Annotated in this window: 14 protein-coding genes; 4 read left to right on the forward strand and 10 right to left on the reverse strand. The window is 42.2% G+C overall.

What is annotated here, in order from left to right; translation table 11 throughout:
* Window positions 1-15: 15 nt before the first annotated feature.
* Both ACYVRH_RS00620 and ACYVRH_RS00625 read left to right on the forward strand, forming a co-directional pair.
* A complete protein-coding gene (locus ACYVRH_RS00620; protein ID WP_461254995.1) occupies window positions 16-1,638 on the forward strand; it encodes a hypothetical protein in 1,623 nt (540 codons plus the stop codon).
* 4 nt (window positions 1,639-1,642) lie between these two features.
* Window positions 1,643-2,983 carry a dihydroorotase gene (locus ACYVRH_RS00625; RefSeq protein ID WP_461254996.1) on the forward strand — a complete coding sequence of 447 codons (1,341 nt, stop codon included), beginning with the start codon at window positions 1,643-1,645 and terminating at the stop codon, window positions 2,981-2,983.
* Window positions 2,984-3,192: 209 nt separating this feature from the next.
* Here ACYVRH_RS00625 and ACYVRH_RS00630 read toward each other — a convergent pair whose 3' ends face one another.
* From ACYVRH_RS00630 to ACYVRH_RS00665, 8 genes are all read right to left on the reverse strand, one after another.
* Window positions 3,193-3,909, reverse strand: a complete 717-nt coding sequence (locus ACYVRH_RS00630; RefSeq protein ID WP_461254997.1) for a double zinc ribbon domain-containing protein — start codon at window positions 3,907-3,909, stop codon at window positions 3,193-3,195.
* A 711-nt stretch (window positions 3,910-4,620) separates the two neighbouring features.
* Window positions 4,621-5,760, reverse strand: coding sequence for a GLUG motif-containing protein (locus ACYVRH_RS00635; RefSeq protein WP_461254998.1), 1,140 nt, complete (start codon window positions 5,758-5,760; stop codon window positions 4,621-4,623).
* 74 nt (window positions 5,761-5,834) lie between these two features.
* Window positions 5,835-8,648: a hypothetical protein gene (locus ACYVRH_RS00640; RefSeq protein WP_461254999.1), complete on the reverse strand. Its 2,814-nt coding sequence runs from the start codon at window positions 8,646-8,648 to the stop codon at window positions 5,835-5,837.
* Between the two features lie 190 nt (window positions 8,649-8,838).
* A complete protein-coding gene (locus ACYVRH_RS00645; RefSeq protein WP_461255000.1) occupies window positions 8,839-10,131 on the reverse strand; it encodes a uracil-xanthine permease family protein in 1,293 nt (430 codons plus the stop codon).
* 60 nt (window positions 10,132-10,191) lie between these two features.
* On the reverse strand, window positions 10,192-12,915 hold the full coding sequence (gene mutS, locus ACYVRH_RS00650; RefSeq protein WP_461255001.1) for a DNA mismatch repair protein MutS: 2,724 nt from the start codon (window positions 12,913-12,915) through the stop codon (window positions 10,192-10,194).
* Window positions 12,916-12,921: 6 nt separating this feature from the next.
* Window positions 12,922-13,452 carry an OmpH/Skp family outer membrane protein gene (locus tag ACYVRH_RS00655; protein ID WP_461255002.1) on the reverse strand — a complete coding sequence of 177 codons (531 nt, stop codon included), beginning with the start codon at window positions 13,450-13,452 and terminating at the stop codon, window positions 12,922-12,924.
* A 33-nt stretch (window positions 13,453-13,485) separates the two neighbouring features.
* Window positions 13,486-16,029 carry an outer membrane protein assembly factor BamA gene (gene bamA / locus ACYVRH_RS00660; RefSeq protein ID WP_461255003.1) on the reverse strand — a complete coding sequence of 848 codons (2,544 nt, stop codon included), beginning with the start codon at window positions 16,027-16,029 and terminating at the stop codon, window positions 13,486-13,488.
* An 8-nt stretch (window positions 16,030-16,037) separates the two neighbouring features.
* On the reverse strand, window positions 16,038-20,552 hold the full coding sequence (locus ACYVRH_RS00665; RefSeq protein ID WP_461255004.1) for a hypothetical protein: 4,515 nt from the start codon (window positions 20,550-20,552) through the stop codon (window positions 16,038-16,040).
* Between the two features lie 235 nt (window positions 20,553-20,787).
* On the opposite strand from ACYVRH_RS00665, the gene tmk reads away from it, so the two are divergent.
* Together tmk and ACYVRH_RS00675 are read left to right on the forward strand one after the other, a co-directional pair.
* On the forward strand, window positions 20,788-21,414 hold the full coding sequence (gene tmk / locus ACYVRH_RS00670; protein ID WP_461255005.1) for a dTMP kinase: 627 nt from the start codon (window positions 20,788-20,790) through the stop codon (window positions 21,412-21,414).
* On the forward strand, window positions 21,414-22,043 hold the full coding sequence (locus ACYVRH_RS00675) for a hypothetical protein (protein ID WP_461255006.1): 630 nt from the start codon (window positions 21,414-21,416) through the stop codon (window positions 22,041-22,043). Before tmk ends, ACYVRH_RS00675 begins: the two co-directional genes overlap by 1 nt.
* A gap of 19 nt (window positions 22,044-22,062) precedes the next feature.
* Here ACYVRH_RS00675 and ACYVRH_RS00680 read toward each other — a convergent pair whose 3' ends face one another.
* Together ACYVRH_RS00680 and ACYVRH_RS00685 are read right to left on the reverse strand one after the other, a co-directional pair.
* Complete coding sequence (locus ACYVRH_RS00680; RefSeq protein WP_461255007.1) at window positions 22,063-23,859, reverse strand: extracellular solute-binding protein; 1,797 nt, start codon at window positions 23,857-23,859, stop codon at window positions 22,063-22,065.
* A 163-nt stretch (window positions 23,860-24,022) separates the two neighbouring features.
* The coding region (locus tag ACYVRH_RS00685; RefSeq protein ID WP_461255008.1) for a BRCT domain-containing protein at window positions 24,023-24,609 on the reverse strand (587 nt) is incomplete at its 5' end.

The following is a 24,609-nucleotide window of genomic DNA, read 5'->3' on the forward strand; positions in this document are numbered from 1 at the left end:
TAGTGAGGTGAATTTATGAAAAGAAACTTTTTAATTTTTATATTACTTCTAACTGCGGTTTTTTGCGCTTACGGACAAAATAGTTCCCCTATTGATCTTGTACTGCTTCTGGACACATCGTCAGGAATGAGTTCATCTTATGATAATGTAAATAATTATATCACCGGCCCTTTCCTTAACGAATTCCTGCGTGTAGGCGACACTTTTCACTTAGTCACTTTTTCAATCAATCCAAGACTTGACTCCGCAAGGATCATTTTGGGAGTAGGCGATATTGAAACAATAATAGGGCGAATGCTCATTCAATACCCGATAGAAAATGGCAGTAATGTTACAAACGCGCTAACTTTCGCGGAACGTTACGTTACTTCCCTGCCCTCGCGCGCGAAAAAAATAGTCCTAATTACCACAGGCGGTTCCGATACAAACAACCTTGTAAACGCTTCAAAACAGCGTCTTATTTCCAGAAATACTACGCTGGATTATATCCAAGTAACTCCCGGCCGTCCTCTTTCCAATTTGCCAAAATCAGGCCGCCCTGAAGCAACTATGTCTGCCGTCAAAACAACACCGTCAACCGCTGCGGCAAAATCGCCTTCTTCTCAAAATGAAACAAAATCGGAAACACCTTCTCCGTCAGGTAAAACTTCAGGGACAAGTTCAACAGGTACGGAGGCATCTGGTACAGGTTCGACAGGGACAAGCGCGGCTTCTGAAACAAATAAATCTTCAGGAACAAATACTGCATCCGAGGCAAATTCAACTACCGGTACAAGTTCAGCCGCTACGGCGGGTACGGCTTCCGCAGAGGGCGCTTCCTCAACTGCGGAAACAGGCTTAAGCGAGGCAGGTCAAGTTTCTGCAGACTCAGGGGACTCAAGCGATTCACAAACATCAAAGACGTCATCCGGCGACAACGGCGCTTCCGTTTCTGATAACGCGGACACGGGTTATACGTCCGATGTTACAGATAAAAAGAAAGAGAGAAGCAAATCATTTTCCGCCTCATTGCCGTTTATTCTTTTAATAATTATTATTGCACTTGTAGTTTTAGGCCTTATTATTTATTTCGCCTCACGCAGGCTAGGCTCAAGCCCCAATCGCGTGATGGCCGAAGTCTCTTCTTCCGAATCAAAAGACGTAACAAGATTTAAGGATCACAGCAAAGATCTGGCGAGTTACGCGGCGGGTCAGAGCAGGAGAACCACGCCATACGAAGACAGGCATGTAAAACTTGATAAAAACAAACAGCCTGTAATTAACGCATCAGGCCCGCTCCTTTTAAATTTTGTCGTTGACGATCAAAATACGGAAATAGGAAAAAGGAATATCCATTCTTTAAAATCAGGTTACAGCCTGTCGATCGGCGGCGGAAAAGCGGACGACTTTCTTATTTTCCTTGTCCCAATGCCCGCGCATATTGGTGAAATACGCAGGAACGGCGGCTCGCTTACATTTATCCCGCAAAAACCGAAATATTTCCCCGATATTGGCTCTAATGAGGTAAAGGACTGCATAAACAAAACAATAAGGGTTATTTCAGATAAAAAATACGAAATGCGTTTCAGATTTGAAATGTATGAAGACCCTCTTGTCGCGCTGAACCGTATGCTTATGTCCGTTAAAGTGCCGGGCTGAAAATTTGCATTACGACCTGATTATAAGAAACGGGATTTTTGTTACCTCTTTAAGAACTTATAAGGCGGATGTTGCCATAAGGAACGGAATAATTTTTAGTACGGGCGAATTACACCGCAACGATACCGCCGACGACATATATGACGCTGAAGGAAAACATATACTGCCAGGCATAATCGACGCCCATGTTCATTTTCGCGACCCCGGGCTAACGGAAAAAGAGGATTTTGAAACAGGCAGCATTGCCGCAGCTTTTGGCGGCGTAACTACAGTCGCTGATATGCCGAATGTAATTCCCGTTACGTCAACACCGGAAAGTTTCAAGGAAAAAATAAAAATAGCGCAAAAAAAATCATATATAGATTTCGCGCTATTCGCGCTATTAACAAATGATAATTTAGACGAAATGGATAAATTAAAAAAATTGGGAGCTTTAGGTTTTAAAGTTTTCTTTGGGACTTCAACCGGCGACATCGCTTGTCCGTCAACCGCGATTCTGATTCAACAGATGGAAAAAAGCGTAAAACTTAATTTGCGAATAGGGTTTCATTGTGAAACAAGCGAAATAAATTCATACTTTACAAGCATCTGTAAGAATAAAACCAATTTAAGCGAAGGACAACTGCTGTCTCAGGCAAGACCCGTAATGTCGGAGGCGTTGGCAATTCAGACTGTTATTTATTACAATGAATATACAAAAGCGAAAATCCATATACATCACATAACGTCCAACAAGGGGCTTTTGCTTATTGCGGGCGCCAAACAAAAAAAAATGGACATATCAACGGAAGTCTGCCCCCACTATCTTTTATTTGACGAAACTCAAGCCGCGCATAAGGTATACCCTCCGATTCGCGGGCAAGAAGACAATAAAGCCATTTGGCAGGCTTTAAAAAAAGGCGAAATCAATTTTATTGCAAGCGATCACGCCCCGCATACCGCTGCGGAAAAATCTCTTCCTCTTTGGGAAGCGCCGGCGGGCCTTTGCGGGGTTGAAACTTCTGTTCCCCTTATGTTGAACGAAGTAAACAAAGGAAACTTGACTCTTAACGACTATGTGCGCTTTTCAAGCGAAACGCCCGCAAGAATTTGGGATATGTATCCTCAAAAGGGAAATCTTCGAGACGGCGCGGACGCTGATATTACCATTGTTGACATGAACATGAAAAAGGTAATCAGGGCAAGCGAACTTCATTCAAAAAGCAAAACAACCCCTTATGAGGGAATGGAAGTGCAAGGCTGTCCTATAGCGACAATAGTAAGAGGAAAATTTGTAATGAAGGACGGCAAGCTCACCGGCGTTAAAGGACATGGAATACACGTTAAACCAAAAGGCTTGCGTTAGTAGATATTTTTATAAGGAAGATGTTGAGGCTATCCGATAAGTTTGAAATTTACCACGAACCGCACGAACAAGGAGCGAACAAAGAGGGTTTGCGTTAACTACTTGTAAAGCGTAGTAGAGAATGGATGTTAAGAGATTCTTGTTCGTTATCTTATTTAGTTCGTGCGGTTCGTGGTAGAAATTTTTCTTTTGGCTCACTTCCAACAATTTTAGTCATAAAATAAACAAATCCCATAAACTTTTTGCGCCCCGCCCTCTTTTAGCGCGTCAGAGCAAACTTCCATTGTAGAGCCTGTTGTAATTACGTCGTCAATTACAAGCGCGGCATCCGGCGCGTCGCCGTTTATGACAATTCGCCCTTTTAAGTTGTTAAGGCGGTCATTGCGGTTTAACTCTTTTTGCACCTTGGATTTACCGCGTTTTAAACAATGGCTAACGGAAACTTCCGGCAAATATTTTTCCAATCTTTTCACAAGATGTTCAACCTGATCCCATCCCGCATCTTTTATTTTTCCGGGTCTTGGCGGAACCGGAACAATTACCGCATTTCGCAGGAGAGGCTCATTTTTAATAACTTCCGCAATTTTTTCCGCAAAAAAATCCGCGACAGGCAGTTTTTTCCCGAATTTATACGCCGTAAGAAGCTTGCGGTATTTTCCGGCATACGGGAAAAGCGTCCATAACCTGTCATAAGAACGCTTCGCGTCACGGCAGGACAGGCATGTTTCAAATTCGCTGATCAGAGGTTTTCCGCATATAACGCATTTGCCATTGTCAGCCGGGACTGAATCAAGCGCTAATACGCAGTCCCTGCACAACCCCAACCGTATTTCATCGCTTTCAATTAACGCGCTTTCGCAAAGAGCGCAGTTTTCCGGAAAGAGCAGGTTTTTCGCCTGCAAGATGATTTTCATAAAAGTTTTCATTACTCTATATGGGTGCGAGGTATGCGTTTTGCTTGACCGAAAACAAAAGAAATTTAAAAAATATTTTCATAACCCTATATGGCGCCCAAAGATGCACCGCGCTAAGTGGTGTAGATGAGTAATTCAACACGGCGTGGCGCTTGACTGAATTTGAAAGAATTTCGAAAAAATTTTTTATAAACAGTCAAGCAAAATGGCACTATCCCGCCGGATACCCCCATCGACATTAACACGCTAACGGACATTCTTTACAAAGATCAAATTAACGACGTGTCTTTCATCATCGACAACCGCCTTGTCGTGCTGATCGAACACCTTAATCGTACATGTCTACAACGTAAACCACGGGCATAATCCCGAAATTTTTAAAAAATGCGAAACCTTAGCCAACTACAGTATTTTTGTGGACAAGATTCGCGAATACCAGAAGAAAGAAAATTGCTTGAAAAAATGAAATCAATATGAGGCGATAGAAGTCGCGTGTGAAGAGGCTCGTGAAGAAGAGAGGAATTATTTTCTTGAATTATTAAACAAAGATTTAACTAAAGAAGAAATTATAGAGCGGCTTCAAACGAAAGAAGAAGATACAGAATAGCGAAGCGAGAAACTATCGCCCAGTTGTGATGTTTTTGCAATGAGCAATGAGCAATGTTGTTGTACGTTAGCTTCGCGTGTTGCCAACTTGTTATGCTCACTAACTTCGCTCTTTTATTACTGCTCCCACGCCAGCTTAGGAAGTCCTGAGCTGGTGTTCCAGACGGTTGAGGAGAAGCCCATAGTGCTTGTCCAAAATGCAGCATTTGTACTACTGATATCACCGCCGTTTACGGTTGCTGCGCCAACTGGGGACGCGGGGCCTTCCTGGACAACATCCCCGTACTTTTCGGCTTGACCAATCACCATGTTGCTTGAAGCATAATTGTTACTAAGGTTTGCGGCGTTGCCTACAATCCGTCCCGTATATGTGTAATCTTTGTTTCCGCTTGTTTTTACATAAAGCCCGAGTGCGACATTATTATTTACGCTGTTGCTGCCGTATGTGGATCCTACAATACCGCCCACGTAATTTTTAAAGCCAGTGGAAGCAGTGGGGGGAGTCTGGTTCTCAAGGGCGCTTTTGATCTCTACCCAGCCTCTGGCATAACAATGATCCGCGAAACCCTGCCCGACAAGACCGCCTGCAATTATGACTGACCAATACGGAGTGTAAGTACGCGGGTTATCAACCAGTACGTCTCCCAGCGCATAGCAATTTGACGCACTGCCGGCCCCTATCAGTCCGCCGATATTAACTTCAATAGGTATGTTTTCAAATGTAATACTAACCGAACCTGAAGCCCATGATTCTGTTGCAGAACCCTGCCCGACAAGCCCGCCGATATTAAATAGCTCCGTCCCCCCCTTGAGCACAATATTCAATCCGCCTGTCGCGTAGCACTTGGAAATAGTGCCGTAACTTTGTCCGACAAATCCGCCAAAATGAGCATCTGTCGATGACGACAACGCCTTGCCACTTATCGATCCCTCGGAGTAACACTTATTTACTGTACAATTAGTAAGCAATCCCCCGGCAAAACCGCCCATAGCTCCACCGTAAGAAAATAACGGGCTCGTATCTTTTATCATAACCGGGCTGACGTTGGCACATTCAGTAAAATCGGAATTTTGCGCGAACCCGACAAAGCCGCCGATATAAGAAGCATAATCGACTGATCTTATCTCAATCTCGACTTTCAAAGCGCGGGAATAGCAAGACTTGAAATATCCGTTGTCTGCATAGCCGATAACGCCTCCCAAATTTGGGGAACTATGATTTGTATCCCGGACAAAGATACTTCCCAATTCATACACACAGTTCTCCAGCCTGATCTTGTTGGCAGAAAGGGAGGGAAGGCTGCTGTTAGGTGCTACCCCGATTACCCCGATTATTCCTCCCGCGTAAAACCTTGCATACTCCTCAAGTCCAGATTGCCCCGGCTTGAACAGTTGGAGAGTGACTGCCCCGCAGTAATGCCACCCTTTATACTGCCCGCGATGCCGCCCGCGTACACAGAATATCCGCCGGTAACATTCAGACTGGTATTCGCCGCAAAGACACAGTTGGTCAGGCAGTTCGCCCCGCTGTTATCGATATAACCGGCTATACCCCCGGCATAGATTCTATTATTTTCTCCTCCCCCTACTGATTTTGAAAGGCTGAGGTTCAAACCGCCGTACACGTTCTCAAGCGTTGTAGCGGTTCCGTCCATGTAACCTACAACCCCGCCGTAATGCCTCGTGGTTGTGGTGTCGGAAACACTATGGCTCAACGCGCCCTTTACAATAATGTTCGTGAATTTCGCGCCGTTAGCGGCATTACCGACAAGAGCGCCTGTGCGGGTCGCGTTTGCCCCGGCTGTACCCGTGTAATACACCGACAGGTCGCGGATCACCGCGCCGCTGACACTGCCGAAAACGCCTGTATAAGCGGCATCGGCAAAGCCGCCATTAACAGTGATCGTATGACCAGTCCCATAAAATTTTCCGGCAAAGGGGGTCGAGTCATTTCCCACCGGGGTCCATGTTGAGTTAATAGTGATATTTTCGGTTACTATAAAGTTTTTCCCGCTTGAACCGTCGGCGACTAACGCCGTACTGAAATTGCCATTGTCAAGCAGCACCGTGTTGTTTTGATTTACATCCATGTCCGGTATGTTCCAGACGGAAATCTCCTGCGCCGCCCTGCCCGCCGCGCTGTACGCTTCCACGCGGATATTATAGCGAATAATATTGCCGACCGCCTGTCCATCCATCACGCCGGAAGAGTTTATTAAAGGAACCGTAAAATTGTTGCTCTTATTTCCCGTGCCGTTTATTAAAGTTTCAACGCCGTTTACATACACATACGCTCCGGTCATAGTCGTTGGGGTAGTCCAGCTTACCGTTACCGAGTTACCAGTATCGTTGCATGCCGCGCGTAAACTTGTAACCGGATTAGGTTCTCCTTCTATCCGTTGAATACGGAAGCCGGTCTCAATTGGGGGATTAGATTCGTTGCCCATCGTGTCGCGGAACTGTACCCAAACAGCGTATTCCGTATTTACCGCCAGATCGGAAATGTCCGTGGTAGACACATTCAGTACAACCCCGTTTTCTTCTACGTTAAGCCACCCTGAATCAATCACGTCCCCGACAAGAACGCGCCACTGCAGGACTTTGCGCTCGTCCATTGTCCATGGGCGGTTCCACGCCTGGCTTGCGGGAATGCCGCCCTGCGCTCCGTTGTCGTTTAGAAATGAAAGCCGGTTTAATGTCAGCGTCATGTCAGTGTTTTGCCTGAACGTATACAGTCCCGAAACTGCTGATACATGGCCGCTTATCACCGCTCCCACATCGCTCAGTCCCGGCGGCGCGTTGTCCATCACTACTGTTACATACAATCCCTGCGCTATAGCGTTATTCACTTCCAAATATTGAAATACGGCCTCTCCGTTTTCTTCATGCCATGGCAGTACAAGAAGCTGTATTATGCCGGATACTCTGGTTTTCAGTTCATGGCTAATGGTATACCAACCGCCTGACGGGTTTGTATTTGAATAGATGGTTTCAACGCTGCCGCTTGCGGAATAACCGCCCAAATCATAACCAAGCCGTTCTATAATGGTTATCCGATTCGGCACTGAGGGAGCGCCTTCCGGGACATTTATCACCGGAATGGCAAACCTTATTTGTACGCTTTTGTAATCGTCATTGGCGTAATTGAAACGCCGGTCTTTGAGGGGATTATTCCAGTCCCCGTCCTGAAACCAGTCTCCGTCATATCTTTTCGCCTGTATAGTCGCGGGACGGTAAGCCTTCTGCGCCTCGCTTGTGTCTGTTTGATAGCTTATTACCTGCGTCTCCGCCATTGAAACGCCGCCCTCTGTTTCAATCCCCGGTCCAACGCTTACGCTGATACTCAGCAGTTGAAGATGGGCGGAGGGGCGTTCCGCCGTGCTTTTGGGGCGAAGCTCGACATATTCTACAAGGCCTTTGACATCCGCTTCATATAACAATTCAAAATAATCCGTTATTCCGTCAGCGCCGCCGAAAAACTGCCCCCTCTGCCCACGCTCGTCGTCGGTCAGCATTATCGCGCTTACATGGATGTTATCCCGCAGCGCGTTCGCCTTTACAGGCATGGTAAACCAAATACTGACAATCTGGTCAAAAGGAAACGGAGCCTGAATGGAGTTAAGCGGCGGGTTCGTCTGCTGGGAAAGGCGGGGCCTGTTGCCGCACCATGGTACGAGCGTTACAGGGTCAATAGTGTCGATTTTTACCTTCGCGGTTCTAGCGCCGGTTTCGCTTATGCTTTCAGTTATCGTTACCCCGTCGCCGTTAAGGGCTAAACTTTCAACCTCGTTTGAACTTTTAGTCTTGTCCAGACTGGCATAATCGGTCGTTTTAAAGGCAAGCCACTTTTCAAAACCATAGCCGGAAAGCGGGGTAAACTCCACGCCAAACTCGTATCCCTTACGGGTGTCGCCGCACTTGCCTTCCCCGCTTTGAGGGCTGTTCCCCCATTCCGGCGGGAACGCCACAGTAACGGTCAGTTTAGGCGCGTTTGCCCAATCCACCTCATCGCTGATCTGTTTAAACAGGTCAACTTTAGTACCGGTAAACAAATCGCAAGCAATAAAATTGATAATTATTAACAAAAAACAAACGCTCATTATGTTATTATTTTGACTTTCTTTGAAGAATTTATATATTTTCATAATAATATAATAACGCGTTTTAGAAAAAATGTCAAAAAAAAGGAGTCTTTGTCACCTATCCCATCATGAAACCCACGCTAAGATAACGGACAAAAACTCCCTCTTCCCTCTTCTTTGTGTTTTTTGTGAAAACCTCTTCTCCCCTATTCGTGTTGGTTCGTGGTAAAATTCTTCGTGAGAACCCCGCGAACTACTCCGCTTTCTCCACCTGTTTAGTCTTTGGAATTACCAGGTTAAGAACAATGCCGACAACTGTGGCAAGGGCTACGCCTGAAAGCACAAAATGCAAATCTTTTGTAATATTAAAGGCAAGGCGTCCGCCGCCTATGCCGATTACTAAAATTACCGAATTAATCGTTAAATTTCGTTTGTCCTTAAAATCTACGCCGCTTTCTACAATTGTGCGCAAACCGCTTGACGCGATTATTCCAAAGAGAAGCATACAAATCCCGCCGAGAACAGGAGATGGAATTGTTTGAATTAACGCGCCTATTTTTGTAAAGAACGAAAGAAGTATCGCTATTACAGCCGCTCCTCCGATAACCCACACGGAGTAAACGCGGGTAATCGCCATAACGCCGATATTTTCTCCGTAAGTAGTGTTGGGAGGGCCGCCAAAAAGGGAAGCCCATGCCGTAGCAAGACCGTCTCCCAATAAAGTGCGGTGAAGTCCCGGGTTTTTATAAAAATCCTGACCGACAATTTTGCTTGTAACAAGCACGTCGCCCAAATGTTCGCAGATTGTGGCTAATGAAATAATTATAAATGTTAAAACAGGCACTAAACTGAATTTTGGAGCGTAGAAAGTGGGAAACCCAAACCATGGAGCGTCTTTTACAACCTGAAAATTAATAATTGCGTAAGCCGGAAAGATTAGTCCCATAACATATGTAAATAAATATCCCAAAACAAGGCCTATTAAAATCGGAATTGTGCTGAAAAACCCTTTCAGTATAACATTCGCAGCTATTATAGTTAACAATGTAAAAGCGGCTATTGACAGATATACAAGACTGTAATTCCCGTTTCCGTCATTCATTGCCATACCTATTGCCGTAGGGGCAAGACAGAGTCCGATTACTATGATAACGGAGCCGATAACGACGGGAGGAAGCGCCTTATCAAGCCATTTTGTTCCGACAAACCGGATAATAAACGAGACTAAAGCATAGAACAAACCTGCCGCAAACGCGCCGCCAAGGGCGTAAGGAATGCCGTATTGCGCGCTATGGCCAATAGCGATTAATGCCGGAATAAAAGCAAAGGAAGAGCCAAGAAAAGCCGGAACTTTCGCCCCCGTACAAAGAATGAAAATTAAAGTGCCGGTGCCAGCCGTAAATAACGCAGATGACGGCTGCAATCCTGTTAAAATAGGGACTAAAATAGTCGCTCCAAACATGGCAAAAACATGTTGTAGCGATAAGGGAATCCATCTTGCCAGATTAGGTTTATCCTGCGGACGCAGTATATCTTGATTTGTCATATTTTCCTCCGAAGACCCATTATATATTAAAAATTGATAATTGTATATAACAAAAACAAACTAATCAAACAGGGAGGGAGATGCGGCTTCTTTCCTGTTTGATTGACGTGGTTTTGACTGTTTTTCGGAAATAAATGAAATTCCGGAATTGATAAGTTTTTTCCATTGACATAACGTGTTTAACGCCTCAAGAGGGGTCATTTTATCAGGTTCTATCCCCTGTAACATCTTTTCAAACCTGTCATTATCAATATTTTTTTCTTCGTTAACCTTATTTTTGTTATGGTTAACGATATTCTTTCCAAAAGTATCGCTCAAATCGGCATCTCGTTGTTTTAAAAGCTTCATTATTTGTCCCGCCCTTTCAAGAACGTTCCGAGAAAGACCGGCAAGCATGGCGACAAACAAACCGTATGATTCTGCGGCGGGACCGTTTTTTAGTCTTCTTAAAAAGACAATTTTTTCCCCCTGTTCCAGAACTTCCATCGAATAGTTCGCAAGGCGCGGATGAGATAAAAGTGAAAGCTCGTGAAAATGAGTCGCAAAAAGAGTTCTGCATCCGACTTTATTAAGCAATTCCTCGCTTACCGCCCACGCGATTGACAGCCCGTCATTTGTGCCGGTTCCCCTGCCCACTTCGTCCATGATTACAAGGCTTTTTTCAGTAGCGGTATTCAAGATAAAAGCGGTTTCATTCATTTCTACAAGGAAGGTTGACTCTCCGCGAGCGAGGTTGTCACAGGCGCCTACCCTGCAATAAATACGGTCGCAAAGCCCTATTCGCGCCTGTGAAGCGGGCACAAAACTGCCGGTCTGCGCCATTATTGTTATAAGGGCTGCGGAGCGCAAATATGTTGATTTTCCCGCCATATTTGGGCCTGTTATCATAGCGAAGGATATTTCTGTTGAGGGCGTATTTAAAAGGATATCGTTCGGGATATATTCGCCGCGTCCAAGATGGGCTTCTACTACGGGGTGCCGCCCTTCATAAATTTCAAGGCAGGGGCTTTCATCAAGTACGGGGCGCGTCCAACCCCGTACAGAGGCCGCTTTTGCAAGAGACTGCGCAGAATCAATTTCCGCGAGGCGGCGCCCTGCTGCGGACAGAAGCTCAAGGCTTTTTTTTGCGTCTTCCCGTATTTCTAAAAAGAGTTTTTTTTCAATCTCGATTATTTTGTCAGAAGCGCCGTTAATTTCCGATTCAATTTCGGCAAGATGGTCTGTAGAATAACGCTCGCCGTCAGCCATTCCCTGCCGCCTTATAAAATGTTTTGGAACTTTATCAAGGCTGTTTTTCTTAACTTCAAAAAAATAGCCTATTAACCTGTTGTAACGGATTTTTAAGTTTGACATTCCCGTTCCTGTTTTTTCTTCTTCCAGATACTGTTCTAGAATCTGCCTGCTGTTGTCCCTCATTGAGCGCAAGTCGTCAAGCTGTTTATTAAAACCGTCTTTAATAAGGTTCCCTTCGTTAAGCAAGACCGAAGGCTCTTCAAGAATTCCCTTTTCAAGCAAATCCCTTATCTGTAACAAGCTGTCAAAGTTAATATTATTTTTACCGTCATCACTCTCAAAACAAATTTTGCCATCGTTTAAATCTTCGTTAAAAAGTTCAATTACTGAAAAAAATGAGGAAATCGCGTTTTTTATGGCAAGCATATCCCTAGCGTGGGCTTTATCCATCGCGAGCCTTGAACAGAGACGCTCAAGGTCGGGAGTTCTTCCCAAAATATCGCGTAACTTGCTAAGCCGCTCCTGTCTGCGGTACAAATTTTCTACCATGTCAAGGCGGCTGTTTGTTTTTTTCACGTCGCAAAGCGGGTGAAGAATACGCCTTTTTAAGAGTCTGCGCCCCATTGGACAGCGCGTTTCATCCATTACTTCCAAAAGCGAGAACCTTACGTCCCCGTCCCTTTGGTTGCATAAAAGCTCGAGATTTCTCTGGCTTGATTCGTCAATGCCCATATATTCGCTATCACGGTAAACTTTAATCGTCCTTATGTGCGGCAAAAGGCTTTTTGAAGTTGTTTCAAGATAGTCAAGTAACGCTCCTGCAGAAATAATTTCGCCTGAAGTTTCTTCCATGCCAAAACTTTTTAAGTTTGCAAGACCGAATTGTTTTTCAAGCCTTGTTTTTGCCTGCGCGGGATCAAAAAGCCAGTCCGCCCAGCGGTTTAAAACAATTGAAGGGCGGTCATAAACCGCCTGCGCCACTTCTTTGTTTTCTTCCAAAAGCGATTCCTGAACAAGCATTTCTTTTATCGACAGGCGCTCCAGTTCCTGGCGCAGTATTTCACCCCCGCTTGAAAAACAGGTTGAAAAAAAATCCCCCGTTGAAAGATCAATATAAGAAAAAGAAAGTCTGCGCGTAACGTCGCTTCCGCCTTTACCCTGTCCGCAGGAAGCAAGGCAGCAAAGGTAATTTGAGCTTCCTTTATCAAGAAAATCATCGTCAACAGTCGTTCCGGGAGTTATAATTTCTATAACTTCCCTTTCAATTACTTTTTGCTTTCCGGGCGCCGTCAGTTGTTCGCAAATAGCGATTTTTTTTCCAAGTTTTAACAGCCTCGCTATATACGTTCTCGCGGCGTGATACGGGACGCCGCACATTGGAAGCCCGTTACGGCTTGTTAGGGTAAGGTTTAATAAAGCAGAAACTTCTATGGCGTCTTGCGCGAACATTTCATAAAAATCGCCCAGCCTGAAGAATAGTATATTCCCTTCCTGTTGTTTTTTTATGCGCCTGTACTGTTCTAGCATGGGACTGGTTTTTAACTCGTCCATTTTCAGCTAACGTCTGTTTTTTGCTTGTAAATTTTGAATTAATTTATCAGTTATATCAATCATCGGGCTGAACCAGATAATGTTAGGATTGTTTTTCATGTTTAAAACCATTGTGTAGCCTTCACTCTCCGCGATATAGCGTATTTCATCATACACTTGTTTTAGGAACGCGTCAGATTGCATCAGCTTACTTCTTTGATCTTCAAGTTCCGCCGTTTTTACCTGATAGTATTCCTTTAAAAACTCGGAATTTCTGTAGATTAAGTTTTCCAGTCTAAGAACCTCAGCTTCGTTGTTAGCAACAACGGCATCGGCATGCCTTGATTTTAGGCTTTGAATATCCTTGGTTCTTTTATCAATCTCCGCCTGAATCTTGGCGCTTTTTTCTTCAAATTCCTTTACCGCCTTTGAATCACGTGAAATAACCGTATAAACACGCGGCAAATCCACAACCGCAAAACGGGTAATTTGCTGTCCAAAAACGCACGAAAGGCACAGTACGTTTAATGATAAAAATAAAATAACACGTTTAAACATAGACACTCCTAATATGGCTTAAATATTAATCTCCTAATATGATAATACGAAAGACATAACTATGTCCATACCCATCCATGCTTCATTGGGTTTTGAAGAGCCAAAAATAGCTCCCGGTTTCCATATAATATTTTCATTTTCCACTTGAAAACACTTGACTAAACTTATGCGGATTGGGAATTGCGGCAATGTAAACCGAAATCCGCCGCCATAACTGAACCGCATATTTTCAATTGTAAAATTGCTTTCGTCTTTAGAGTTCTTTCCAAAATAAAAGCCCTGTTCAGTTTCAATGCCGGCTGAGTCAAAGAAAAAATCAAACGCGAGAATTCCGTTAACAAGGGGGAATCTTAATTCTACCCAACTGTCTAGAAGCAAATATCCTTTGTTTCGGTACGCGCTGTTCCATCCTCTTCCGATAAACATGCCGTCTACGGCAAGCTTGTTTACGTCTTCAACCAAAAACAAGTCATATCGTCCCGGCTGCCAGAATATTGTTGACAGCCCGGCATGAAAGGCGAAGACGCTTTTAAAATTCCATTTTTCCGTGACGGGAAAATTAAATATTGTAAAATAATATTGCGCTTTTATGTCATTGCGTATATAATGCTCCCTTTCAAGATCAAGAATTCCGTAAAAACCCATTCTGTTGTACAGGTAATAGCCTTTAGACGGATCATAATAAATGTCGCGTTGATCAAGGGATAATGAAAACCACATTGAATTTTTTGGATTCCATTCGTTATTGCGTTCCCTAAGGGCGGGATCAAAAGGCCTGAACAATTCAGCGTCGTATGAGTTTTGAATTATACCAAAACGCATTCCTCCGTTTATGCCAAAAATACCCATAAAAGTAGTCCAACGGTAACCTGTTGAAAAGCCCAATGACAAATACCACTGTTCATATTCCATCAAGAAGTCCCTTGTTGGCGTTTTATTTTTATTTATGTAATCGCCATAAGAAGAAAAACCGTCGGGGAAAGCGAAATTAGTTTCATTGCCGTAAAAGAAAGGAGGCTGGTTATCCATTGTAGCGTATCTTTTTGAATAACTTGCCGATAAATCAGTTCCTAGCGAAAGAGGGAGGCCCATTACCCATCTATGCAAATAATTAACGGACAATGTGGTTGAATCAATAACGGATGAATTTAATTCAATTCCCAATTCATTGCCGCTTCCGGCGATATTGCGGTCATTCCATTTTAAAAGGCCGGATATGGGAAACGTATCGGGATCCGCGCTGCCTGAGAAAGTAAAGCCAAATTGAATTTCGGTAGTCGGCTGTTCTTCCACCGTAAAAACCAAGTCCATTAAATTTTCCGTGCTGCCTGGCAGAGTGTCAGGAATAATATTGGAAAAATATTGCAGGTTATAAAGATTGCGCATGGCTTCCATTATTTTTACTTTAGAAAAAATATCGCCGCTTTCCATGGGTATTTCCCTTAAAATTACGCTGGTTTTTGTTTTATTGTTTCCTATAATGACAATATTTTCGATATAAGCCCTGTCTCTTTCAACTATTGTTATGTGATAGGAAATAGTATTCGTCTGGTAATTACGGGACGGATTTCTGATTATTGAATTAAAAATATATCCGTTTTCATAATAAAGGTCGGCAACGCGCTGTAAATCCATTTCCAGCCTTGTCATGTTTACAATTTCGCCTTTTTTTGAAGTTACAAGCTTGTCCAACTGAGCCGTAGTAAAAATCACATTTCCTTCAAATGTTACGCCGCCAAATCTGAATTCAGCGCCTTCCTCTATCATAAAGGTAAGAATTAAGTTAGTGCCTTTATCATTTCCAACTACGGTTCGGGTAACGTCCCTTACAGCCATCTCTATGTATCCGCGCTCATGATAATACTTTGTAACTGCCTCCCTGTCCGCAAGCAGTTTTGACTCCTGAAAAGCGCCGTCATTTAAAAGGGATTTTGCTTTTAACGACAACTGCCCTCTTAACGTGTTACTTGGAAATCTGGTATTGCCTTGAAATTCAATCTTTGTTATTGAAATTTTTTCATTTTCCGTTATTTGAAAAACAAGCAAAATGGATGAATCGCCCGATTGGGTTTGTGAAGAGGTGACGCTTACATTTGGATAGCCTTTTTCTATGTATTTATTTTTAATCGCCTCAATATCAGTCCTGACTTTAGCCTGATTAAAGACATCGCCTGTTTTTATTGTAATTACGTCATTCAATTCGGCGCGCCGCAGTCCCGAATTCCCGGTAAAATTAATGCGCCCAACAACAGGCCGTTCAACTACCGTAAACTTTAAAATTACTTCGCTCCCTGCGGCGTTATAGCGCAGAATGCCAGGTTCCAATCTTTCAAAATATTCAAGGGCGTATAATTTTCCCTGTATTTCCAGAAATACGTTATTGCTAAAAACACGTCCTTTGTAGGGGTTCATAAGCGCGTCAAGTTCCGATTGCTGTATGTTTCTTAAACCGCTAAAAACTATTTCCCTTATCGGTTTGCCCTGATACCATTCATCAGACGATTGTCCGTCTGCTTCTTGAGAATACCCTAAAACTGCCATAGTGAACAAAAGTAAAGCAAATACTCTAAATCTCATCAAAACTCCTAAAATGACTTACTCCAACTTAGAGTAATTGAATTACCCACCATCAAGTTTTCCGGACGATAGTGGTAAAGATCCGGGGAAAAATCCCATCGTATATTAACAAAAGGACTCTGCAATTCTATTCCAAAATCAGGTTCCAGCCTTAAGCCGCCAAGTATTTTGTCATTTTCATCGTATTTCATCGTAACCATACCCTGAAAAAACATATCCTGGCCTATATACTTACCTATAAAAACAGTCGTATTATCGAAATAGTTACCTACTTTGTTGCTCCTGGTGGTCCTGTCTGTAAAGTCCTGCCCCGAGTTTTGTCCCAGCCCCATACCCATAGCTCCCGTTACAAGCGCATTTTGAAAAAAACGCGTTCTGACGCTGAACACATCCATCCTTAAGAAATTCCTCGCGAACCTTTCAGCTTGCCGTAAAAAAACAATTTGACCAAAAACATCCGAACTTGCAAGTAATTGCGTCACAAGATCGGCCCCTGAACTCCATAAAAAACGTTGAGCCAGTTCAGCGTTTTCTTCCCCTTGGATATTGTTGAAATTCTGCCCTAAAATAGAATAAATTTCAAGCTGCGTCATGCCCGGACTTGCTTCAAAACGCGGTTCAAAACTAAATAAAGGCTGATTTTCTATAACCATTGTTATTGTCACGGGTCCCGTATCGGATCTGTCGCGTATTTCAGCCCTTGCGCTTATTCTAGGTTCAAATTTGCTTTCATTTTCCCTAAGGATCATGCTTCCCTGCCGGATAAAGAAACTCCGATCAAAGTAATACAGTTCGCCCGAACGAATTTTTATATTGCTGTTCAATGAATACTGGGCCGTCTGCGTATCTGAAGTAATATTAATAACAGTCCCCATTTCCGGAGTCGCCCTTAAAATCGGGTTTGATGTCGGCCATATAAATTCCACTTTTGATCCTGCGGTTACTTTTAAATCTACAACGGTATTAAAATCATTTTCAGTTTTCTCTTTCTCCATATTTGCCGTAAGCTCGTCCATATTAATGCTTAGATCCGCCTCATTGGTAAAAAGCTCGCCTTTTAATTCCATTAATTTATTCGCAAGACCTATGTCCATATTAAGCTTTCCTGAAGCGCTTCCATTTGCGATAAAACCCATTATGTTAACGCCGTATGGAAAAGGAGTTTCATGCGGAATTGAAATGTTAAGACCGATGTTTGCAGGAATCCAATTTTCAAAATTAAACCAGCCGCTTACCGTCCCGTTTCCGCTTCCTGATAATATCGCTACGGGGCCAAAAGTCATTTCATATCCTTCGGCAAGAACGTCAAAAGGCGCGACCCTAATATCTTCCGCTATAAAGTTTGGAGCTTTAAAACGCATGCTTTCGGCTTTGGCGGTGCCATGAAATTCAGGATTCCAAAAGGGGCCTGTAAAATCAGCTTTTCCCGTAATATAACCGCCTGTAATAAGAAAATCATTATTGGCGGAAAAAATGTTGAATAACATCGGCATGTCAATATAAAAATAATTTGTTTTAGCGTCCAGAATTCCGTTTTTATACGTCCCCACGACATTGCCGCGAATAAACATTGGAGCCGATAATCCCAAGAAAAACATTCCATTGGCGTCCATTTCAAGCCTCATCATATCTCTTGGACCGCCTTTAACTGAAACAACCCCATTGTTAACTGAATATTCAATTTTAAATTCTTCGTTATTAATTCCTCCATAAGTAAAATTTTCAGCCGTCAGTTTTCCGTTGAAATGTTTTAAAATTTGCTCCAAATCCAGCCATGAATTTATTTTGGCGAAATCCGCGTCAATATTAATATTTCCTTCCACTTTTTTTTCAAGAAAAACGCCGTTAATATCCGCTTTAGCGTTTACGGCTCCTTCCGCTATGTTAAAATTTAATTTAGGCATATTAGTTTTTAATTGCGCATAATCCAGTTTTAAATCGCTTACAAACAATTCATTATTGTTAAAATTAACATTAACGGCTGCGTAAACGGCGTTACCGTTTATTCTTGTGCGTAATGAAGAAAGATTAATTTTAGCGTTAAATAAATCAATGGAATTCCACGAGACCTCGGCCTCAGCGCTTGCGATTACGGGATAATTTAATTTTAAAAAACGGTTAATATGCATTTCAGAAACTGAAACATTGACGTCAAAATTGTCTTTTTTATACTTTCCGTCAACGTAATAATATTCGCCAGTTTCACGCCCGTCCGTTATATTTAATATAAGATTACAATATGAAAAATCTGCATCCCAGAAAAGATTCGCGCTTCCCAAAAGCATGCCTACATCGTCCGTATAAAATATATCCCTGAAACTTGCGCCATCTTGATCCGCCAAACCTGAAATCTTAAAAAAGTCCGCATCATCAGTTGAAGACGCATAACGGGCGGAAAAATGCTCCACGTCAAGATGCCAAAAATCATAAGAGTTATAACGTAAAGAAAGGTAAAAATTAAGGTAAACGGTCTGTGAATCTGCCAAAATTGGATAATTTATGCCTTCAATATAGCCTGATAAAGCCCCATTATTTGAAATGTTTCCATATCCATGAAATCCGTTTTGATCGTTTATAATCAATGTAGTCCTGTCCAATATTTGCCCTTCTATATTCCACACGAGATCCTTAAAACCCGCGTTTAATGTAAACGTCAAATCCATCGTATTTGAAAAATTAATGTTAGATGAAAAATTTAATTCGTTTTCATCCTGTTCATCCTTAAATAAAATCCCTTCACTTAACGTAATTTGACGGTCAGTGCCTGATAACGACAACAAGCCGTTTGTTTTTCCAATATAAAAAGCGATACTCGGAGCGTTATATACGATATTGTTAAAATCAGTAGTAAAGAAAATATCAGTCTTTATTGACGATTCTTTTAATATTTCCCTTGTTGCGGCGGGAACGCTTAATTTTTCTGAAAACGGGCGAAAAACTTCCGTTATTGAAAATAGGGATAGCGAATCAATGGAAAGGGACGCTTCTATTTCTCCCGGATTTCCATTAAATACGGCATCTAGGTAAACTGAGCCTCCTTCAATAAAAAAGCCGGAAACATTGACGCCAATTTCCTTTTTTGCGGGAGACAAAATAATCGAAAAATCGTTAATAACGGTTTGTGCGATTTTTACTTCGTCGCTTGAAATAAGCATGCCGTCTTCATGGTTTGATATGCTGAACCCGGCGTTTATTTTTTCATATCCAGTTAAGCTGAAACCGTCAAAATACGCCGTCCCCTGCGAAACAAGCGGGGCAAATTCAAAATTGCCTGAAATTCCCAAACTGCCTGAAAATATGTCTTTTTTGGGATTTACAGACGAGATAAAAAAATCATTTACAATGATTTCTTTTTCATTTCCGTAAACGTCAATAATAAAGGAATCTTTGTTAAGAGGCGATACGTTGTTTTCGCCCCCTTTAAAATTTACATTATAATCAAAAAAACCATTTTCATAAACAAATGACGAATTTCCCGTTATCTGCACAAAAAGCAAATCAGAAGCGTTCTTTAAGTATTCTGAAAAATTAATCATGTTTTCAAAATTAAAGTCATCAAGCTTTATTCCGGCGTGAATGCCGCCTGACTCGGTATTGAAGTTAAAATAATAATTATTAAGCCCGTTTTCCGTTTGTGATTTTACATTTAACATTCGGTTATCATAAGAAAGATCGGTTTTAAAAGGAAGCATATTAAAGAGTTTTCTTTGAGCGCCGCTGTTATTCGAAAGAAGCTTGAAAAAAGAAGATGTTTTTTTTGCCTCATCCTGTTCCGAGCAATTCAAATAAAAAACTGAAAGTTCAGCGTTTCCCCTATCCAAATTCTTGGAACATATTCCGCTAATCCCTGAATCCGCCCCTAAAATAATTATTTTGTCAAAAAGGCCGGTATTTTTAAATTCCGCGTAAAATCTCGCGAAAAACGTTATCTCTCCATCGTTTTCTTTTATATTAAGATTCATGTTTTCTATTTTATAAGAAGTCTTTTGGTCCGTTAAATTAAAATTTAAATGCCTGATTTGATAATTGGCGTTAAGCGGCAGGAATTCCGTTATTTGCTGAAAATTAAATTCATCGCCGTTCTTTCTGTTCTCATTTAATGATTTAATAAAATCCAATACTTCCGCGTCATCAGCCGTATCAATGCTAAGTTCAGGTCCGTCAATTTGAACGGTATGTATAAATGTTTTTTTATGCAGCAATAATTCCATTATTGAATAATGAATTTTTATCTGTGATACCGAGAAAAAAAGCTTTTCACCCCTGAAAAAACTTAAATTATTAATATTAAATGAGCCAAAAATTGATGGACGGATTGAAGAATAACGGACGGTAAAACCGGTAAAATCCTCTAATTTTTCGATTAAACTCCCTTTAATTTTTATCATTTCCCGGCCAAAAGCGTATTGTACAGGTTTCATAACAAAAGCAGATATGGTTATTAACCACAAAAAAATGAGAATTTTTACATATATCGAACCGGGAAGCGTCTTTTTCCCATCCTTTACGATAAATATTGACATTATTTTACTATATTATAACACATTATACGCCTAAAAGTATCACTTTTTGATGAATTCTTGTAAATTTCTACCACGAACCACACGAACTGTACCTTCGGTACATGCACGAACAACGACAAGATGTGTGCTAAAAGTTCGTGAAAGTACCGGGGTACTAAATTAAAGTATTAGGTTCGTGTGGTTCGTGGTAAAATTCTTAATGACATTTTTTTTTTCTTATGATAATTTGTCTTGTATGGATATTATTCCTAATTTTGTCGTTTTTGAAGGCTGTGATGGGAGTGGGACTACAACCCAGTTGGCAATGTTGACAGAACGCCTAAAAAATATTGAAAAACCGGTATTTTTTCCCACTTTTGAGCCTACGGATGGACAAATAGGCAAATTAATACGCTCAGCGTTAAAAAAGGAATTGATTTTAAAGCCTCAAACTCTCGCCATGCTCTTTGCGGCGGATCGTAATGAACATTTATACGCCCAGGATGGCATTTTAGCCCATGTAAATCGCGGAGAATTGGTTGTAAGTGACAGATTTGTGTTGTCTTCCCTTGTTTATCAGGGAATTGAATGTGGCGATGAATTGCCAACCGCCCTTAATTCGAGCTTCCCTGCACCGGAAATAACGATTTTTTTTGACATAGACCCGAAAATAGCCATAAACAGAATGAGCAAGCGCGGTTCTTTGGAAATATACGAATATCTTGAATTTCAAGAAAAAGTGCGCCTTAAATACAAATCCGCTCTTGCTCAATATTCTAAAAACGGCGCAAGGGTGGAAATACTCGACGCTTCAAAAACCGCCGAGGAAGTCGCCGAACAGGTATGGAGCATACTCTCCGTATTGCCGATATTCAATGTATAGTGAAAACGATCTTTAAAATAACAGCCGTCCTCGTTTTGCTTGCCGCCGCTATTCCCGTAAACGGATATTTTGTCACTTACAAGGAACAGTATTACAGGCTTTTCCATTTGCATTATATCCAATATCCCGACGACAGCATGGAAAATATCTACTGGCTTGAACAGGCGGTAAAAGCCGAATTTGCCAATCCGTTATTCGCTCTTGCCCTAATAGAAAATGAAACCCAATGGGAAAAATACCGTTATCTTTTTTCAATGCACATAAACATAAAACTGATAGAACAATATCTGTTATTGGGCAACAAATGGAACAAACGCAAAGCCTATTTTTACAACGCCCCATGGAGGGATCAAAACCTTGAAAGCCTTGAAACTGCGGAGACCTGTTACCGCGCCGCCCTTTATTATTGGGATGAAGCCCTTGCGTGGTGGAAAAAAGCCAATGACAGAAAGTTCAGATGGATTGACCTTCCTAAAGTGCAATTTTGGCAGGACGAGGCGTTCAGGATAGAAAACGGCACGTTGAACTACGCAAGGACAATTAACCGCGAACTTGAGTCCCTGCAAAAAGTGCGCGAGAAATTTAAGGCGATGGAAAAATATTACACAATACAGGATTCGTTGCAATAAAAACTTTTACCGCTCTGAATCACTTCCCCCTAAGAAGATTGTATTCCACTTTTGCCCTAAAATCGGCAAGGGCTTTGGTTTTTGGTTTTTTTTCCCATAAAAAAGCGTTTAACTCTTCATTGAAATAACTTTGAATGTCCCCATCGTATCCCGTAGTAAGTTTGCCGTTAACATTCTGCGCCATTTGCGCGAATTCAATATAATGATTCTGGTTTTTCAGGAAAGGTTCCTTAAAGTCCCCGCTGATATTGTTGACGACGTTAATATCGCATACCAGATCACCTGTAGTTTTGGCCCACCCTTCAAGGAAATTATCATCGGTAGTTAAATAGCGGATTAAATCCTTTGCCGCCTCAGGGTTTGGGGTATCACTCCACGCGGCAAGCCATGTGCCGCCCCAGCGGTATGTTAACGGGCCGGGGATCATTGCCCAATCGCCTTTTGTTTTTGAAGCATTGTGCTTGAGAACATAGTGCAGTCCCCATGTGGGAAGGAAGTAAGAGAATATTTCCGTTCGTTTCCCGTCCCACCTTTTAAATTCACCCCTCATGCCGGCAAACCATTTATCTGTCCATGACCATCCCTCACCTTCGGTATAATGGTTATCGAGCATCGTTTTACAAAAATCCATATATTGTTCAATAGCCGGATCAATAACCAGTTTACGGTCTACAACCCAGGGACTTTTTCTGTTGTAGAGGAAAGGATAGTAAAGACTGTCAAAACAGGGAACCACAAAGCAGGTATCTTTTGATTTATCCTTGAGCAGCTGCGCCGTTTCGAGGAATTTGTCCATATTGGCAAAATAAGCCTGTACTGCCTTGGGATCGTCCGTTCCCAGATATTTTTTGGCAAGACTGCGGCGGTAGAACATGGCTCCGGGGGTTGCCTGCCATGATAATCCATATACCCTGCCGTTATACGATCCTACTTCCACCGGATATGCCATTAGTTTATCGCGGTTGGCTTCATAAATGTCGGTAAAGTCCAACAAAAAGCCCGACTCTACATATTTGCGGACAAAGGCGTCTTCCAAAGCAAAAACATCAGGCGCACCTTTGCCGGAAAAAAGAGCCTTGTCCAACTTATTTTGGAATTGCTCTGTTACGGTTTCGGATATTGTAACATTTACCCCTTTATATGGGGGGTTGTAATAATTGCTTTTTATCATCTTTCCCAATTCATCGGTGAATGTCCATAAAGTTAATTTGACGGAAGAGTTGGCATTGGTACTGACAGGCGTTGTTGTTGAAGTCGTTGTAGCGGCAGACGTTGCAGTAGATGGCGTTACTGCGGCAGGTTTTGCAACAGAAGGTTTGCTGTTCACTGTTTCCGTCAATGCCATTATGCGTTTATCCCGCGTCACGTCAACATTCTGCATTCCCAGTATTTGGGAAGTCTCTACCGATATTGCCTTAATGCGCAGACGGTAGGTATTGCCGACTGCCAACACCGCTCCAGAAATTAAAATTTGCGCTCCCAGTTTTTTTCCAATAGATAACGCCGTTTCATCGCTTACTTCGCCCGACAATTGAAAATCCATTTCTTTGCTTATTTTATCCAAATTGGCGCGGTCAACAACAGTTAAGGCATTATCGTTGACGATATAGCCGATTAATTCCTCATTGACGTAATCAGACAATTTAGGCCAGTCTGAAGTGAAATTTAACACGGCAACTCTGGATTTTGGCGGTATCTTCCCATTCAAATAAAAAATTGAATTGTTTAACGCCGAATCAATTGTATAAGAAGTCTGCGCAAAAGCGAATACCGAAATAAAAAGTGCAAGAATACAAAAACACGCTGTCTTTTTCATTGTTAATCTCCCTACAAATAATAAAATAACACAAAATATACATCATGTCAATTAAAACGCAATACTGTATATCTATGTTCAATTCGCCTTTCACTGCCAAAGTAACTTATCGCCAATTCCCGCACTTCACGCCTTTGTTCGTGTGGTTCGTGGTAAAAAATTCTTAAAACAATTCGCCTTGTTTCGGAGCGGATTGTTTTTTAGGTTCAGATAACAAGGCAAGAAATTGCTCTTCGCCGATAATGGGGATTCCCAGTTCCAGCGCTTTTTTGTTTTTTGAAGAGCCTGAGGCGGGATCATTGGTAACAAGGTAGGAAAGCCCCTTAACTACCGAGGACTTTGACTGCGCGCCCAGCGATTTTATTTTCTCTTCCGCCTCTCCCCTTTTCATAGACTTTAATTCTCCCGTAAAACAGAAAGATAAACCGCGCAGGGGCTGTGATTCTTCTGATGGCGGAGACGCTATCGTTATAATTCCGGTCTTTAAAACTGAGTCAATTTCGTCTGCACATTCTTTTAAACCCTCTACAATTACAGAGGCGGTTATTTCTCCAAGACCGTAAACGGAGGCAAGGTCTGCCACGGACGCCGCGCGAAGTTTTTTCAGAGTGTCAAAACCGGCGGCGGCGGTTTTTTCCATTGTGGTTTCGGCGACTCCTTCAAAGTCAAAACCGGCGATAAAGACGGCAAGGGATAATTCGCGTTTTGTTTGTATGTGGCGGATTACTTTCGCCGCTGACAGTTCTCCCA

Source organism: Treponema sp. R80B11-R83G3 (assembly GCF_054786115.1).

Bases quoted from the DNA above. Each gene is read 5' to 3' on its own strand.
- ACYVRH_RS00630 (WP_461254997.1), bottom strand. From the start codon at position 3,909: ATGAAAACTTTTATGAAAATCATCTTGCAGGCGAAAAACCTGCTCTTT.
- ACYVRH_RS00640 (WP_461254999.1), bottom strand. From the start codon at position 8,648: ATGAAAATATATAAATTCTTCAAAGAAAGTCAAAATAATAACATAATG.
- tmk (WP_461255005.1), top strand. From the start codon at position 20,788: ATGGATATTATTCCTAATTTTGTCGTTTTTGAAGGCTGTGATGGGAGT.
- ACYVRH_RS00655 (WP_461255002.1), bottom strand. From the start codon at position 13,452: ATGTTTAAACGTGTTATTTTATTTTTATCATTAAACGTACTGTGCCTT.
- bamA (WP_461255003.1), bottom strand. From the start codon at position 16,029: ATGAGATTTAGAGTATTTGCTTTACTTTTGTTCACTATGGCAGTTTTA.
- ACYVRH_RS00665 (WP_461255004.1), bottom strand. From the start codon at position 20,552: ATGTCAATATTTATCGTAAAGGATGGGAAAAAGACGCTTCCCGGTTCG.
- ACYVRH_RS00645 (WP_461255000.1), bottom strand. From the start codon at position 10,131: ATGACAAATCAAGATATACTGCGTCCGCAGGATAAACCTAATCTGGCA.
- mutS (WP_461255001.1), bottom strand. From the start codon at position 12,915: ATGGACGAGTTAAAAACCAGTCCCATGCTAGAACAGTACAGGCGCATA.
- ACYVRH_RS00620 (WP_461254995.1), top strand. From the start codon at position 16: ATGAAAAGAAACTTTTTAATTTTTATATTACTTCTAACTGCGGTTTTT.
- ACYVRH_RS00680 (WP_461255007.1), bottom strand. From the start codon at position 23,859: ATGAAAAAGACAGCGTGTTTTTGTATTCTTGCACTTTTTATTTCGGTA.